Genomic DNA, 15149 nt, shown 5'->3' on the forward strand with positions numbered 1-15149 from the left:
TGCCTGTCCGGTTGCGGAGGGGAATACGATGGCTGACGCAAACGGAGCACTGAGCTCGCTGGATGACTTTATCGCACACTCCACGGAGATGCTGTTCGTCGCCGGAGGCGACGGCGCGCTGCTGCGATGGAGCGACGCGCTGGGCCGGACGATCGGGCCCGCGCTCGCGCAAGGAACCCCGTTGACCGAGCTCTTCCACCCGGAGGACCGCGGCGCGCTCACCACAAGGTGGGAGCAAGTGCGTGAGAGCACGGCCCCCATTCACGTCCACGGCCGCGTCATGAGCGCGGAGCGCAGCTACAAACCGCTCGCCTGCGTCGTGCGCGGCGCGCGCTCGGAGGGGCTGGTCTACGGCTCGTTCCGTGACGCGCCGACCGGCGACGGCGCGCTCGACGAGCTGACCGAGCTGAGGGCACGGGACAGGATGCTCCGCGCCTTGATCAACGCTCTTCCGATAGCGATGTGGGCCGTCGATACCGACGGAACGTACCTCTACCATGAAGGCAAGGGGCTGGAGGCCGCCGGCCATCAACCTGGACAGCTCGTCGGCGCGAACATCTTTGACCTCTACGGCGAGGCCAGGGGCGCCGTCAGGCGCGCGCTGGCCGGTGACCCGGTGCACGGGCTGGCCGAGGTGCACGGCTGTGTATGGGAGAGCTGGATGGTCCCCCTCGCGGAGGAAGAGGGGCACGTCAGCACCGTCGTCGGGTTCTCGCTCGACGTGACGGAGGGGCAGCGCGCGCAGCAGGCCCTCCAGACGAAGCTCGACGTGATCGAGGCGCAGCAGCGGGTCATCCGGGAGCTCGCGGCGCCGATCATCGAGGTATGGGACGGCGTGCTGGCGCTGCCCATGATCGGCGTCGTCGACAGCGCGAGGACGGCCGACGCGATGGAGAGCCTGCTCGAGGCGATCTCGAGCCGCGGGGCGCGCTTCGCGGTCCTGGACCTCACCGGCGTGCAGATGGTGGACACGAAGGTCGCCGATCACCTGATCAAGCTCGTGCGGGCCATCCAGCTGCTCGGCGCCGAGGGGATCATCTGCGGCATCCGCCCGACGGTGGCGCAGACGATGGTGGCGCTGGGGCTCGACCTCAGCGCCATCGTGACCAAGGCCAACCTGCGGGCCGGCCTGATGCACTGCATGCGAAGTTTGACCGCGCGCCCGGCGCCGCCCCCCCGCAACGTCGCATAGCGCCACCGAGGGAAGTCGGGCTGGTGATCGGGCGCAGCGCCGCCGATGGCGCTGCTCCCAGGGCCCCGTGGACGGCGGGATGCCGCTAGTGTACGGCGGGGCGCTGTAGAGATCGCCGTCCTCGAAATCCTCGATGACGAGGCCTCATGTCGCGCAGATGAACAGCCCCTGGCATTCCGGATCGGAGCAGTCCGCGAGGCCGTCCCCGTCGTCATCGACGCCATTGCTGCAGGCCCAGTCGGTGTTCTCAATCGATGGCGTGCAGTACGGCAGCCACTGGCAGTCCGGATCGGAGCAATCTGCGAGGCCGTCCCCGTCGTCGTCGTAGACGTTGCTGCACGCCCAGTCCGTGTCCTCCCTCACCGGCGCGCAGTACGGCGTCCACTGGCAGTCCGGATCGGCGCAATCCGCGACGCCGTCCCAGTCGTCATCAGCGCCGTTGCTGCACGCCCAATCGGTGTCCTCGCGCAACGTCGAACAGTACGGATACCCCTGGCAGTCCGGATCGGAGCAATCCGGCAGGCCGTCCGCGTCGTCGTCCCAGCCGTTGCTGCACTCCCAATCGGTGTCCTCACCCACCGGCACGCAGTACGGCATCGACTGGCATTCCGGATCGGAGCAATCCGCGAGGCCATCCCCGTCGTCGTCGGCGCCGTTGCTGCACGTCCAGTCGGTGTCCTCGCGCACCGGCATGCAGTACGGCATCCACTGGCACTCGGGATCGGAGCAATCCGCGAGGCCGTCCCCGTCGTCGTCGTAGCCGTTGCTGCACGCCCAATCGGTGTCCTCGCGCCACGGCGAGCAGAACGGATACGCCTGGCATTCCGGATCCGCGCAATCCGCGAGGCCGTCCATGTCGTCATCGGCGCCGTTGCTGCAGGTCCAATCGGTGTCCTCGCGCACCGGCGCGCAGAACGGATACGCCTGGCATTCCGGATCGGCGCAATCCGCGAGGCCGTCCATGTCGTCGTCCCAGCCGTTGCTGCACTCCCAATCGGTGTCTTCGCCCACCGGCCCGCAGAACGGCATCCACTGGCAGTCCGGATCAGCGCAATCAGGGCGACCGTCCCCATCGTCGTCGTAACCGTTGCTGCACGCCACATCGGTGTCCTCGCGCAGCGGCGTCGTGTCGTCGACCCCGATGACGATGTCGAGCCTCCCCTGCCCGACCGAAATGACGTCGCCGTCGGCCCGGAACTGGAACGCCACGGTCGACGTCGCACCTTCGCCGATGTAGACCCACGCCGGATTCGCCGACGTGAGGGACGCCGAGACGGGCAGGTAACCGCCGCCGGTCGACCGCTCGAGGACCCAGCCCGGCCGGAGCGTCACGTTATACTGGCCGACCGGCAGCACCTCCGTGAGCGCCGGCGTGTCGCCACCTCCGTAGATGGTCCGCGCCGTCGGGCCGTAGATATCGAACCACGCTTGGGACAGGCGGTACGTCGCGCCCGAGGAGCTGTTCCCGACGAGGGCCAGGCTGAGCGAGCCGACCTCGGACTCCTGCGCGGCGTCATCCGGCGCGTCCGCCGTACAGCCGACCGGGATCGCAGCAATGGCCAGGACCGAACATACGAAGAGTTGTCGCAAGTGTCTCATAATGATTCTCGTATCAGAGCCGGTCGCGGGTGAAAAGCTGGATTCGTGGGGGGATGCCATGACGTCGCGCGGTCGTCGGTCATGTCGTCGGTCATCGGCCGGCCGTCGGTCATGTCGTCGGTCATCGGCCGGTCATCGGTCGGTCATCGGCCGGCCAATGGCCGGCCATACGCCCATGCGCCTATGCCTTGGTTGCGCCGCCCCGTCCCGTCATTCATCGAATCCTCCGGTCCTCCCATCGCCGCTTCTCATCGCCTCATCGCCCCTCGCCGGCTATCGCCTCCTCTCGCATTCCGTCCCCTCTGTCGGCTCGCGTCCCACGCATCGCCGCCCGGGTCCCAGTCCGTGATCGCAGCGGACCCAGCGCGCCCGCCGCCGGGCGCGCTGGGCGCGATCCGCTCGGGTCAACCGTTCGGCGCCGGCGCGTCGACGGCCTCGGCGGCCTTCGCGTGCCGCGCTTGCTCCCGGAAGTAGCCCTCCCGCTCCTCGGCGAAGGCGCGCGCCACGCTCGGACGTCCGTGGAGGCGCGCGTGGTACGTGGCGAGCGCCGGCCAGGACTTCAGGTCGATCGGCGTGACAACGGACCAGTTGAGCACCGCGAAGAGGTACGCGTCGGCGACCGAGAAGCGATCGAGCAGGAACTCCCGCCCTTCGAGCCGATCGGCCACCCAGCCGAGGCGGTGCGCTGCCCCGGCCAGCGCATGGGCCTTGACCTCGGCCGAGGCCGTCTTGTCCAGGAGCGGCATGTAGACCGCCTTGTGGAGTTCGCTCCCGATGAAGCCGAGCCACTGCTGGAGGCGCGCCCGGCCGAGCGGATCCCGCGGCGCGAGCTCCGCCTTCGGGAACCGATCCGCCACGAGCTGAAGGATCGCCGCGTTCTCGGCGAGGATCTCGCCTCCTTCGATCTCGAGCGCGGGGACGAACCCGAGCGGGTGGATCGCACGGTAGTCGGCGCCCCCCTCGGTCCGCTTCGTCTTCAGGTCGACCTCCACATACGAGGCCTCCGCGCCGGCCTCGTAGAAGGCGATGCGCGTGGCGAGAGAACATGCGAGCGGAGCGAAATAGAGCTTCATGAAAACCTCCTGACGGCGCCCAAGGTGCGCCTCGCGGGGCTGTGCGTCCAACGCATCGTCGTGATAGAGTCTATGCGTGTCACGCATACCGTCTCCCCCTGCGCCTCCCGCGATCGGACCGCGGCCACAGCTCGAGATCCGCGATCTGGAGCTCGTCCTCTCCCTGGCGGCCGCCGGGAGCACGGCCGGCGCCGCCTCGGCGATGCACATCACGCAGTCCGCCGTGAGCCGGGCGCTCGCCCAGGCGGAGGACCGCGTCGGCGCGCGCCTCTTCGAGCGCACCGCGCGCGGGGTCACGCCGACCGCCGCGGGAGAGCGGCTCATCGCGGGGGCCGGGCTCGTCCTCGCGCAGCTCCGGGAGCTCGAGCGAGAGGTCGCGGCGCCGGTCGCCGCGACGACGCGCGTCCGCCTCGTGTGCGAGTGCTACACGGCGTACCGCTGGCTCCCCTCCGCGATGACGAGCCTCCGGCGCAGGCTGCCCCGCCTCGAGATCGTGCTCGCGGTCGAGCACACCCACGATCCGGTCGCCGCGCTCGTCCGGGGGGACATCGACGTCGCGCTGCTCACCACGTCGTCCCTGCCGACCGACCGCGAGGCGGGCTGCGCGCTCGTGGAGCGGCCGCTCTTCTCGGACGAGGTCGTCTTCGTGATCTCGACCTCGCACCCGCTCGCCGGGCGGGCGTCGCTCACGCGAGACCACCTCCGCGAGGGCCCGCTGATCACGCCGAACGCGACGCCGGCCGAGGCGCGCTGGTTCATGGGCGCCGTCTTCGGGCGGCAGCGGCCCAAGATCGAGCTCCTGCGCTTCCCGCTCACGGAGGCCGTGGTCGACGCGGCGCGCGCCGGGATGGGGATCGCGACCCTCTCGGAATGGGTGGCGGAAGCCTACCTCGGCAGCGGCGATCTTCTGGTCAAGCGGCTCTCGTCCGGCCCGCTCCGCCGGCCCTGGCGGATCGCGTTCCGGCGCGCGTCGGCCGACGCCGCGGAGCGCCTGATCGGCGCCCTCGAGAGCGCGGCGCCGCGGCTCTACACGCGCGCCGGGTGACCCGGGTGACCCGGATGACGCTCAGTCGAGGCCGGTGGCCTCCGGCGCGCCCAGCATCAGGTTCAGGTCCTGCACCGCCGCGCCGGACGCGCCTTTGCCGAGGTTGTCGAGGCGCGCCACGACAAGGATCTGGTCCGGCTTGCCGAACACGAACACGTCGAGTCGGTTCGTGTCGTTGCACTCCACAGCGCCGAGGTAGCCGTCCTCCAGCGCGCCCTGGCCGCCGAGCGGCATCACCCGGATGAACGGCTCGCCGGCGTAATACGACGTGTAGAGCTCGTGGACCGCGGCGGGCGTCGCCGGCCGGGCCAGGGCGTCCGCGAACAGGGGCACCGAGACGAGCATGCCCTTGTAGAAGTCACCCACGACCGGCTGGAACAGCGGCGCCCTGTCGAGGCCCGCGATGGCGCGCATCTCCGGCAGGTGCTTGTGCTGCAGCGTGAGCCCGTACGGGCGCGGGCCGCGGAGCTGCTCGCGGCGCGCCCCTTCGGCCTGCTCGTAGGCCTGGATCATCTTGCGCCCGCCGCCGCTGTAGCCGGTGAGCGAGTGCGCGATCACGCGGGCGTCCCTGGGCAGGAGCCCCTGGTCGACGAGCGGCACCACGAGCGCGAGGAACCCGGTCGCGTGACACCCGGGGACGGCGACGCGCCGCGCGCCGCGGACGGCCTCGCGCTGGCCGGGGCGGAGCTCCGGGAAGCCGTACACCCACCCGTCGGCCGTGCGGTGCGCGGTGCTCGGATCGATGACGCGCGTCCTCGGGTTCTCGATCCATCCGATGGATTCGCGGGCGGCGTCGTCGGGCAGGCACGTGATGAGCACATCCGCCTCGTTGATCAGCGCGCGGCGCGCCGCCGGGTCCTTGCGGCGCTCGGGGTCGATCTCGAGCAGCTGGAGGTCGCGGCGGCCCTGCAGCCGCTCGCGGATCTGGAGCCCCGTCGTACCTTCCTGTCCGTCGATGAACACCCGATGCATGGTGGCCGTGTCCATACGCCGAGCGCGCCCTCGGGACCAGCGCTTCGCGTGAGCTCATCGACGCCTCCTCGACGCCGTCGCACACCCGCCGTCGTCGCACGGCGCGCGCGGCGCGCGGGGCGCGGCGGGCGCGCCATCGCGCCGGAGGACCTCCGCCCTCACCAGCTGCCGCGCCCGGTGCAGCCGGCTCTTCATGGCCGCCTCGCCCAGCCCCAGCGTCCGGCACACCTCCTCGCCCGTCAGGCCCTCGACGTCGCGCAGCACGAGCACCTCCCTGTACGGCCGCTCCAGCGCGGCGATCGCCTCGTGCACGGCGCGCACGAGGCGCCAGCGCTCGAGCGCCGCCTGGGGGTCGAGCTCGCCCGCCGGCACCGCGTCGGCGTCGTCCACGCGCTCCCCGAGCCGCAGCCGCTCCCGCGCGAACGGGCGCAGCAGGCGCGCGCACGTGTTCCGGACGACCGTCATCAGCCCGCGGCGAGCGGCAGCGGCGCCGCCCAGGCGCACGCCAGCAGGGCGAGCGCGCCGAGAACACGCAACAGCCGATCCTGCGTACCCACATTCCGTTTCATGAGCTCCTCCGTCCTTCACCCGGAGAAGTCCCGGCGCGGGGCGGAGGATTCAGGAAATCGTCACCGGCCCGGGACCGCCTCGCCCGCCGCGCGGCCGGCGACGTCGCCTGGTCCGTCGGCGCGGGGCTCGGGGCGAAGGTCCTCCACGGTGCTCGCCCAGCTCTTGCCCGCGCTCCCCGTCGCGTCGTCCAGCGTGCGCACCACCTCGTGAGCGAGCGCCTCACCGAGCAGCCGGTACGCCTCGAACTGGGCTTCGTCGAAGAACTGATCCGCGGTCGTCTGGTGCGGAAACTCGGGGTGAGACTCCGCATAACGCTGGACGTCGAGCGGCAGTCCCGGCAAGAGGCCGGCCTTGACGTAGACCACCGTGACCTCCTTGGTCGCCTCGGTCTTCTCGCCCGGATCCGGCTTGAACTTCCCCACAAGGATCGGCGTGCTCGGGGTGCGTTGCTCCCAGGTACCTCGCGGATCCTTCGGGCGAACGCGCTCGAGGTCCTCGCGCTTCAGCTCGAAGTTCAGCCCGCGATCCACGCGCAGGATACGCGCCGCCTTCGCGAGCTCGTCGCACGTCCACTCGGGATCGGCGCCGGCGTCGATGCACAGGATGAGCTCACACTCTCGCTCGACGAGCGTGGTCAGCCCCAGGTTGTCGTGGTGACCGCCATCGGAGACGAAGACCAGCGTGTCGCTCTCCTTGTTCCGCGCGAAGATCTCTTTGACGTGATAGGCGCTCCAGAAGTGCGCCCACCTCCGGAAGAGCACGAGCTGCTTGCCGGCGCGCCTCGCGAAGCGCGGGTTCCGGACCCAGACGCCGAGACCGCAGTTGAGCAGGGTGAGGACGACGCGCGCCCACCGCGGGATCAACGTGCCGCCCTGGCTGTTCACGGCTGCGGCGCTGATGGCGATCGAATGGGCCAGGGTGAGCGCGTCGCCATAGGCCTCGGCGGGCCCCCACCCGGTCGCTGGCCCGCCGACGGCATAGGGGCTGAACTCGAACCGCGCGGTGCCCCGTTTGTAGAGGACGGGGTCGTCCGACCCCGGGGTGTTGACCGTGGCGGTCACGACGTGGAGCGGCGCGCCGCGGCGCGGCCCGCCCAGGTTCCAGGGCGCCGGGTCCGCCGCGTACGTCCTCTCGACGCGCGGCTCGTTCGAGGGCCTCAGCGCAGCGAGCGGCCAGGCGGAGGGCGAATCGCTGGCTGCCCGACCGGAGTCGCCCGGCAGCGACAGGTAGGCACGACGGATCTGGTTGGCCCAGAACCTGTTGATCCCCGCGTAGTTCCTCGACGTTAGGAAGCTGAGCCCGATGAACACCAGGCACAGCGTCGCCCCGAACGTCAGCTCGACGACCTTCATCGGGTCCTGCTGGACAGGCACGTGGACGAGCCCGTCGATCGACCGAGCGAGCTTGATCGGCGCGAAGAGCAGCTGGTGAAGCATGCTCGCCCATGTCGACGTCACGCCCTTCACGACATCGTAGAGATCCGTGAACCTGAGCGCGAACACCTGTCCGCTGATGGCGACCCCGATGACCGCGAGGAGCTGCTCGCGCTTCAGGCGACTCAGCAGGACAGCGAGCGCGACGGCCAGGGCAGCGCACAGCACGAAGAGGGTGAGCAGGGGATCGGCCCGCAGCGCCAGCAGGGAGCCCCACGTGAGCACCACGAGCAGCGCCGCGCGAGCGGCGAGCCAGGTCCCCGCCTCGTGGACGGACGGCCACGAGAAGAGGATCCCGAGGTACATGACGAGCAGGGCGGCGAGAAGGACACCCCCTATCAGCGCCAGGACGAACACGAGGAGGTCGAGCACGGGGAGCTGTTTTGCGATCTCCCCAGGCAACGTGTCTGGCTTCGCAGAGGCGGTGGTGAAGAAGAGAGATCGCGCTCCGTCGACGTGGCAGACCACAGCGGTCACGCCGTGCTCGACCACACGCGCGAGGAACGCCTTCGGCGATCTCGCGCTCGAGTGGTGGAGGAACACGATCGCCGCGAACCCGGCGGTGAGGAGCGACAGCGCATTGGCGATCGCGCCGACGAAGATCATGAGGAGGGGCTGGAGCGTGTTCGCCGTGAGGCCGATTCCGCCGGGAATGAGGTAGTCGCCTCGCAGGCGGATCCTGTCGAGGAGGCGGTTCCATGACGCGGCTTCCAGCGGGTCGAAGCGGCGCTCACGCCCCGCGTCCCCCTCCGGCTGAGGGCCGGACGTCCGAGCCGTGAGCGCGCCCCCCGCCCAGCCGCCGCCGGACACGGAGCTCATGTAATCGACGTACCTGAGGATCACCTCACCGCTCTTCGTCGGGACCGTGGCGAGCCCTTTCAGGAAGCCGAGGCAGATGGTCGCCGAGCGGATGCCTCCGCCGGAGAGCGATAGCCCGACGAGGTGCGCGCCGCGCGGGTCGCCGTCGCCCGCGGCCTCGTGCTTCAGGTTCGCCGCGCGGCGCCGCGCCTGGATCCACTCGGCCTCGAGCGCGCGAAGCCGACCGATGTCGGGGTACACGGCTTCGTCCCTCGAAGGCCTCTCGGCGGACTCCCACGACTGCAGGATCGTCAGCAGCGTGCCGAGGATCAGCATCAGGAAGACGATGAACGAGCAACCCGCCTTGTACAGCGGGTCGGTGTGCTCGTTCCCGTGGACCGCGTACCACAGCGCCACCCCCCATACCGTGAGAAACATGCTCACCATCAGACCGACGGCGATCAAGAGCCCGCCGCGGCTCATGCGCTTGAGCCGGATCGAGCCCGCCGCTGGGGGTGGATCCTGCGGCGGGCGCCTGAAGAAGCCCCACAGGACAAACGCCTGAGGTGCCATGGACAGCAAGAAGACCAAGCTGATCGGGACCGCGTGCGCCAGGGCGCTGGCGAGCGCGCCGCGCTGCTCGATGACCGGAGTGACGAGCTTCGGCGGCACCCTGAACAGCACGGCCGCGACGATCACGCAGTAGGGCACCAGGAGCCGCCGAACGCGCGGATGCAGCTCGCCAAGGAGGCGCCTTACCCATGGCCACGGGCTGCGCCCCCCGGTGCGCGGCCCCTGCCGATCCGGCGCGTCATCGACGCGCGTGCTCCCTTGCTGCAGCGCGCGCCCTTCGTCCGGCGGCGTGGGCTTGGTCATCGGGTGCTCGTTCGGTTGGGACATCGTTCCCCGCACGGGTTCCAGGCGCCGCACGCCTGCCGTGGCGCCGCGGATTCTGCGGCGCTGGCATCAGGCGTCTCGCGCGACCTCACGAGAGCGGACGACGTATCGTACGGAAAATCGGGGAGCGATGGGGGCGTCCAGACGCGCGCGCCGCGCCGCGCCGGCCGGCGGTTCCCGTCAGCCCGGACGGTTTCGCATGAAGTCCGCCACCTCGGCGAAGCGCTGGTCGAGGAAGGCGCGGAGCGGCGCGGGCACGTCGAGCTCCGCCATGGCCGCCCGCATGCAGCGCATCCAGGCGTCGCGCATCGCCACATCGACGGGGACCCGCGCGTGGCGCATTCGCAGCCGCGGGTGGCCGTGCGCCGCGATGTAGTCCTGCGGCCCGCCCAGCCAGCCGATCAGGAAGAGCGCGAATCGGTCGCGGCTCTCTCGGGCGACCTGGCCGCCCTCATCGCAGACGTGGAGGCGCGCGAGCGCCGGCTCGTCGCGGCCCATGAGGTCGTAGAAGCGCTCGACGAGCCGGCGCACCGCCGGCTCGCCGCCCAGCAGATCGAAAGGGGTCTCGGACGGCTCGGCCATGGGCGATGCCCTCTACCGGATCTGCGCCGGCGCTGCACGCCGCCGGCTCAGGCCGCCGCGGAGCTGCCGCAGGCCGCGCCGAACCACGCGGCGAGCGCGCGGCGCAGCCGGCGGTGGGCGGAGGCCTCGGGCTCACCTGCCGCGGCCGCCCAGGCCACGTAGCCGTCGGGGCGAATCAGCAGCGCCTCCGCGGGGCGCGGCAGCGAAGCGCAGCGCGCGCTCACGACGTCCACGCGATCGGCCCAGGGCGCGGCGGCGCCGCCGAGCGCGGCGCCGCCGGTCAGGTCGAGCAGCAGGCCCCTGGCCCCGTGCATGAGCTGCGCGACCCGCGTCTCCCCCTTCTGCGTGGTCAGCGCGACGTCCGGCGCCCAGCGCCCGAGCAGCGGATGCTGCTCGCCGGGCTCGGTCGGCATCTCGTAACGGACGTCGGCCGCGTCCAGCATCTCGACGACATACCGCAGGCTCTGCTCGTGCTTGAGCAGCTCGCCGAGCAGCTCGCGCAGCGCGGCGACGCGCTCGTCCCGCATCATCAGCGCGCCCTGCGCCCGCGTGTGCATGATCACGCGCTTGCCCTCGGGGTGCCGCTCCGCGTGGTAGGTGTCGAGGAGCCCCGGCGGCGCCCAGCCGTGGACCTCCGCGGCCAGCTTCCAGCCGAGGTTGACCGCGTCCTGCAATCCGGTGGTGAGGCCTGGCCCGCCTGCGGGGAGATGGATGTGCGCCGCGTCGCCCACGAGCAGCACGCGGCCCGCGCGGTACGTATCCGCCTGGCGGCTGGCGTCGGTGAACCGAGACAACCACCGCGCCTCGCGGACGGGCAGATCCTCGCCGAGCGCCGCGCGAACGCTGGCCTGCAGCTCGTCGAGCGTCATCGGCGCGTCGCGGTCGAAGTCCGGCGGATACGGCTCCGACGTGACCACGCGAAACACGCCCGCTCCCAGGGGAACGAGGGCGATCCCGCCGAGCCCGAACCGAACGCGGCGACCACCGGAGAGGACGAGGTGCCCGTCCTCCGTCGCGCCCTCGGCGAGCGTGACGTCGGCGAGGCGCAGGAGCCGGGAGGGCGGGAGTCCAGGAAAGCCGATCCCGGCCAGCTTGCGCACGGCGCTGCGACCGCCGTCACACCCCACAACGAAGCGCGCCCGAAGCGGGTAGTCGCCGTCCGGGCCTCGGACGGTGACCGTCGCGCCCTCCCCGTCCTGATCCAGCCCGGCGAGCTCGTGACCTCGACGGATCTCCGTCGTCAGCTCGCGCGCGCGCTCTTCCAGCAGCGCCTCTATGCGCGCCTGATGGATGCTCAGGAAGCGCCTGGAGACGCGCGGAGGGTCGCCGCCGAGGCCCAGCGGTATCCCGCCGAAGTGCACGAAGCGCGTCATCTCTGCGGCGCTCTGCTCCGCGCGGAAGCGATCGAGGAGGCCCCTGTGGTCGAGGATCTCCACGGCGCGCCCGCCGAGGCCGAGCGCCTTGGAGAGCCCGGTGGGCTCGGGCAATCGCTCCAGCACCACGGGGCGCACGCCGGCCAGCCGCAGCTCGCAGGCCAGCATCAACCCGGTCGGACCGCCGCCCACGATGACGACATCGACGTTCATACGCGTTCTCCTTGTCGAGCAACGATCGATTGACAACGATTGTTCAGCGACGACCTGTGGGCGGCGACGGACGAACGAGGCTCACGTCACGTGGCCTCTGACGCGCCCGCGCGGCCGCCCCATTCAGGCGTGGTCACGCCATCCAGCACGAGGCTCACGGTCTGCTCGCCGAGGCGCGCGGCGAGCTCGAGATCGCACGAGAGGCGCGCCCGGAGGTCCGAGAAGCGCGGCCCGAAGATGCCGATCCCGGCCAGCGCGCCCACGACGGTGCAATAGAGGAGCTCGAACTCGCAGTCGCGCCGGAACACCCCGCTGGCTTGGCCTCGCGCGTAGAGATCGCGCAGCTGCGACGGCAGCATCGCGAGCGTCGCCGGCGGCGCGGCCTGCCAGCCGCTCATCGCCTCGTGCATCGCGAGCGGCATGCACAGGGGGCGCGAGAGGAGCAGCCGGAAGAACATCGTGAACGCGTGCCAGAGACCCTCGCGCGGATCGAGCGCCGCCGACGCCTCGAGCGCCGGCCGCCACCCCTCGATGAGGCCGGACCACTGGTCCTCGAGGACCGCGCGGTAGAGGCCCTCCTTGCTCCCGAAGTGATGGTAAATCATGCGCTCGTTGACCCCGGCGCGCCCCACGATGGCGTGCACGCGGGCCCCGTCAGGCCCATGCCGCGCGAACTCCTCGGCGGCGGCGTCGAGGAGCGCCCGCCGCGTCTCCTTTTTCTCGTCTCCCGGCATCAGGTAAATGTTTATTTACTCATGAACGGGCGGCGGTCAAGGGCGCGACCTGGCCGCGTCCCCCTCGCGCGGTGGAACAGGCGCCGGGCGCGCGCTCTCCCATCTCGGGCATCGTCAGAGAAAACCGGCGGTTCCCTGGACATCTTGCTGTAGGCTCGGCCCCTGGTCAGGTCTGGCCCCTGGCCAATGTGCTTGTTGGCATGAACCAGAAAACGACATTCCTCCCTGCGTTGGTGCTCGCGGCGGGCGCGCTCACGGTGAACCTGACCGGCTGCGAGCTCATCGTCGCCGTCGATCGCAGCCGGATCTCCGATACGGGCGGCGCCGGCGGCGCCGGCGGCGCCGGCGGGACCGGTGGCTCCGGAGGCGGCACGACGACGACGAGCAGCAGCGCTAGCTCGTCGTCAGGCACCGGCGGCTCGGGCGGCACCGGCGGCTCAGACGGCACCGGCGGCGCGGGCGGCACCGGCGGCACCGGCGGCACCGGCGGCACCGGCGGCACCGGCGGCTCAATGGTGTGCTCCGGCGGCGCGACACCGTGCGACACGATCGGCGATTGTCCGGCCCCGGCCACGGAGTGCGTGAAGGCCACATGCGAAGCAGGGTGCTGCGGCACGACCAGCGTGCCCGACGGCACCGCCACGATGGCGGGCCAGACGGCGGGTGACTGCAAGCAGCAAGTCTGCAACGGCAACGGCGGCACGACGTCGATCCGCGACGACACCGACAAGCCGGCCGACGACGAATGCAACGTCGGCACGTGCCCGGGCGGCTCTCCGGGCAGCTCACCGAAGACCGCTGGCACGAGCTGCACCACCGGTGGCAAGGTCTGCGACGACAACGGCGCCTGCGTCGGCTGCCTCTCGGGCGCCGACTGCACCGCGCCCCAGCTCTGCGATCCGGGGGGCACGCACACGTGCGTCAACGTGTCGTGCACCGACGGCCTGCTGAACGGCAGCGAGACCGACGTCGACTGCGGCGGCATCGACGACGGCTCCGGCTGCGCGCCCTGCGCCGACGACCTGGAGTGCACGCTCGGTTCGGACTGCGCGAGCGGCTACTGCAACACGGCCGGCCTGTGCGCGACGCCCAGCTGCATGGACACCGACCAGAACGGCAACGAGACCGACGTCGACTGCGGCGGCGCCTCCTTTCAGGGCGCTCCGGCCTGCAACAAGTGCGGTGTCGGGAGGAAGTGCGACCTCGCGGACGACTGCACAACGGGCTTCTGCGACGGCGGCACCTGCGCGGCCAAGCCGGACGGCGCGTCCTGCGTGACCAACGCCGAGTGCGCCAGCGCGCGCTGCGTTGACGGCGTCTGTTGCAACACGGCGTGCACCGGCGCCTGCCAGGCGTGCTCCGCGGCCAAGAAGCTCGGCGGCTCCGACGGCGTCTGCGACTACATCGCGGCCGGAGGCGATCCGGACGACGAGTGCCCGGACACGGGCGCGGCGTCGTGCGGGACCAACGGGTTCTGCGACGCTGCGGGCGCCTGCCAGCGCTACGCGGCGGGCACGGAGGTGCCGGCCGGGCAGACGCCGGGCGATTGCCAGAGGCGCGTATGCAACGGCGCCGGCAGCCCCACGACGGACGATGACGTCACCGATCTCCCGGTGTCAGCGACCGTCTGCTTGACGGACGCCGCGTGCACGGGCACGCCGGCCATGCCGATCTTCTCGACGGCGCCGGCGGGCACCGACTGCGCCGCCGACGGCCTGCCCGGCAAGACGGTGTGCGGCAGCGGGCTCGCGGCCGGCACGTGCGTCGAGTGCAACGACGACTCGAGCTGCACCTCGCCGGCCACGTGCAACACGACGACGCACGTCTGCGAGTGATCGCGACGGCGTGGAGAGCGCCCGGGGCAACCTGGGCGCCCTCTTCGTTTTGTCGGCGTGCTCGAGGTGCAGCAGAACTCGAGTCGGGGCGAGAGCGCTCGCAAAGACGGGTCGGCCGTCGCGGGCCGACTCCGTACTATGCGCTCGACAGCCGCACCTCGATCTCCCGCTCCACGTAGGACCACTCCTCCGTCTCGCGCAGCCTGCCCACGAGCTCGTCGAAGGCGCCGGCGTCGCCCTCGGCGAACTCGAACCAGGTCAGGAAGTCGAACGGGCCGCCGAGATCCCGGCTGTGGTAGAGCCGCCTCGCCACGGCCGGCAGGTACTCCAGCCCGATCTTGATATGGCGCGACCTCGCCTCGAAGATGGCCCGCCGCTCGTCCTGCGCGAGCGCCCACCACGCCTTCGATTTCCTGAGCGGGATCAGCGCCGCCTGCGAGCTCGACGCCCGGCCGAGGTCCTCCTGGACGGCGACGAGGCGCTTTCTCTCCTCGAGCTCGACGTAGCGCTCGTTGCTCCTCACGCCGTTCAGGACCCAGGCCGCTCCCGGCGGCGCGACGAAGCTGCTCCCCTCGACGCGCTGCAGCCGCGGCGCCACGGGCATCTCCTCGCCTCGCACGAGGACCGTCCTCTCGACCCGCCACTCCCCGGCGGAACCTCCGACGAAACTGACCCGAACCGGATTTCCTTCCATGGATGGCTCCGAGGCGACGGCAACGCCGGGCGAATCCCACCGACCCGAACGGCGGGCGGCCGTACCACACGCCCTCTCGTCACGAGAGCGCCCGGGAAGGCGGCTGCGCTCGGGCTCGCCGCGCCGGCCGAGCCCGACA

At 71.3% G+C, this 15149-nt stretch carries 13 protein-coding genes; 3 read left to right on the forward strand and 10 right to left on the reverse strand.

The window, feature by feature from the left end; translation table 11 throughout:
* The first annotated feature begins 28 nt into the window (after positions 1 to 28).
* On the forward strand, positions 29 to 1192 hold the full coding sequence (locus WMF46_RS26710; RefSeq protein WP_437979789.1) for a PAS domain-containing protein: 1164 nt from the start codon (positions 29 to 31) through the stop codon (positions 1190 to 1192).
* 144 nt (positions 1193 to 1336) lie between these two features.
* Here WMF46_RS26710 and WMF46_RS26715 read toward each other — a convergent pair whose 3' ends face one another.
* On the reverse strand, positions 1337 to 2782 hold the full coding sequence (locus WMF46_RS26715; protein ID WP_437979790.1) for a hypothetical protein: 1446 nt from the start codon (positions 2780 to 2782) through the stop codon (positions 1337 to 1339).
* Between the two features lie 413 nt (positions 2783 to 3195).
* Positions 3196 to 3864 (reverse strand): glutathione binding-like protein, encoded by a 669-nt coding sequence (locus WMF46_RS26720; protein ID WP_437979791.1) that lies wholly within the window; start codon positions 3862 to 3864, stop codon positions 3196 to 3198.
* Between the two features lie 76 nt (positions 3865 to 3940).
* Between WMF46_RS26720 and WMF46_RS26725 the strand changes: the two genes are divergently transcribed.
* Positions 3941 to 4909, forward strand: a complete 969-nt coding sequence (locus WMF46_RS26725) for a LysR family transcriptional regulator (RefSeq protein WP_437979792.1) — start codon at positions 3941 to 3943, stop codon at positions 4907 to 4909.
* Positions 4910 to 4930: 21 nt separating this feature from the next.
* Here WMF46_RS26725 and argC read toward each other — a convergent pair whose 3' ends face one another.
* The 7 genes from argC to WMF46_RS26760 form a co-directional block, all read right to left on the reverse strand.
* Positions 4931 to 5881 (reverse strand): N-acetyl-gamma-glutamyl-phosphate reductase, encoded by a 951-nt coding sequence (argC, locus tag WMF46_RS26730; protein WP_437979793.1) that lies wholly within the window; start codon positions 5879 to 5881, stop codon positions 4931 to 4933.
* A gap of 54 nt (positions 5882 to 5935) precedes the next feature.
* Positions 5936 to 6346, reverse strand: coding sequence for an RNA polymerase sigma factor (locus WMF46_RS26735; RefSeq protein WP_437979794.1), 411 nt, complete (start codon positions 6344 to 6346; stop codon positions 5936 to 5938).
* On the reverse strand, positions 6346 to 6450 hold the full coding sequence (locus WMF46_RS26740; protein ID WP_437979795.1) for a YgaP-like transmembrane domain: 105 nt from the start codon (positions 6448 to 6450) through the stop codon (positions 6346 to 6348). Before WMF46_RS26740 ends, WMF46_RS26735 begins: the two co-directional genes overlap by 1 nt.
* Before the next feature lie 60 nt (positions 6451 to 6510).
* Positions 6511 to 9558: a hypothetical protein gene (locus WMF46_RS26745; protein ID WP_437979796.1), complete on the reverse strand. Its 3048-nt coding sequence runs from the start codon at positions 9556 to 9558 to the stop codon at positions 6511 to 6513.
* Between the two features lie 201 nt (positions 9559 to 9759).
* On the reverse strand, positions 9760 to 10161 hold the full coding sequence (locus tag WMF46_RS26750; RefSeq protein ID WP_012237604.1) for a group II truncated hemoglobin: 402 nt from the start codon (positions 10159 to 10161) through the stop codon (positions 9760 to 9762).
* A gap of 47 nt (positions 10162 to 10208) precedes the next feature.
* Entirely contained in the window at positions 10209 to 11747 is a 1539-nt protein-coding gene (locus WMF46_RS26755; protein WP_437979797.1) for an FAD-dependent monooxygenase, read from the reverse strand.
* 86 nt (positions 11748 to 11833) lie between these two features.
* On the reverse strand, positions 11834 to 12481 hold the full coding sequence (locus tag WMF46_RS26760; RefSeq protein ID WP_437979798.1) for a TetR/AcrR family transcriptional regulator: 648 nt from the start codon (positions 12479 to 12481) through the stop codon (positions 11834 to 11836).
* A gap of 200 nt (positions 12482 to 12681) precedes the next feature.
* Here WMF46_RS26760 and WMF46_RS26765 point away from each other — a divergent pair, with 200 nt between their 5' ends.
* Positions 12682 to 14316 (forward strand): hypothetical protein, encoded by a 1635-nt coding sequence (locus WMF46_RS26765; protein ID WP_437979799.1) that lies wholly within the window; start codon positions 12682 to 12684, stop codon positions 14314 to 14316.
* A 136-nt stretch (positions 14317 to 14452) separates the two neighbouring features.
* Here the strand turns inward: WMF46_RS26765 and WMF46_RS26770 are convergent, their stop codons facing one another.
* Complete coding sequence (locus WMF46_RS26770; protein WP_437979800.1) at positions 14453 to 15010, reverse strand: chlorite dismutase family protein; 558 nt, start codon at positions 15008 to 15010, stop codon at positions 14453 to 14455.
* Positions 15011 to 15149 lie beyond the last annotated feature (139 nt).

The sequence above is a fragment of the Sorangium sp. So ce117 genome (assembly GCF_051524395.1).
In the GTDB taxonomy this organism is placed as follows: Bacteria; Myxococcota_A; Polyangia; order Polyangiales; family Polyangiaceae; genus Sorangium; species Sorangium cellulosum_B.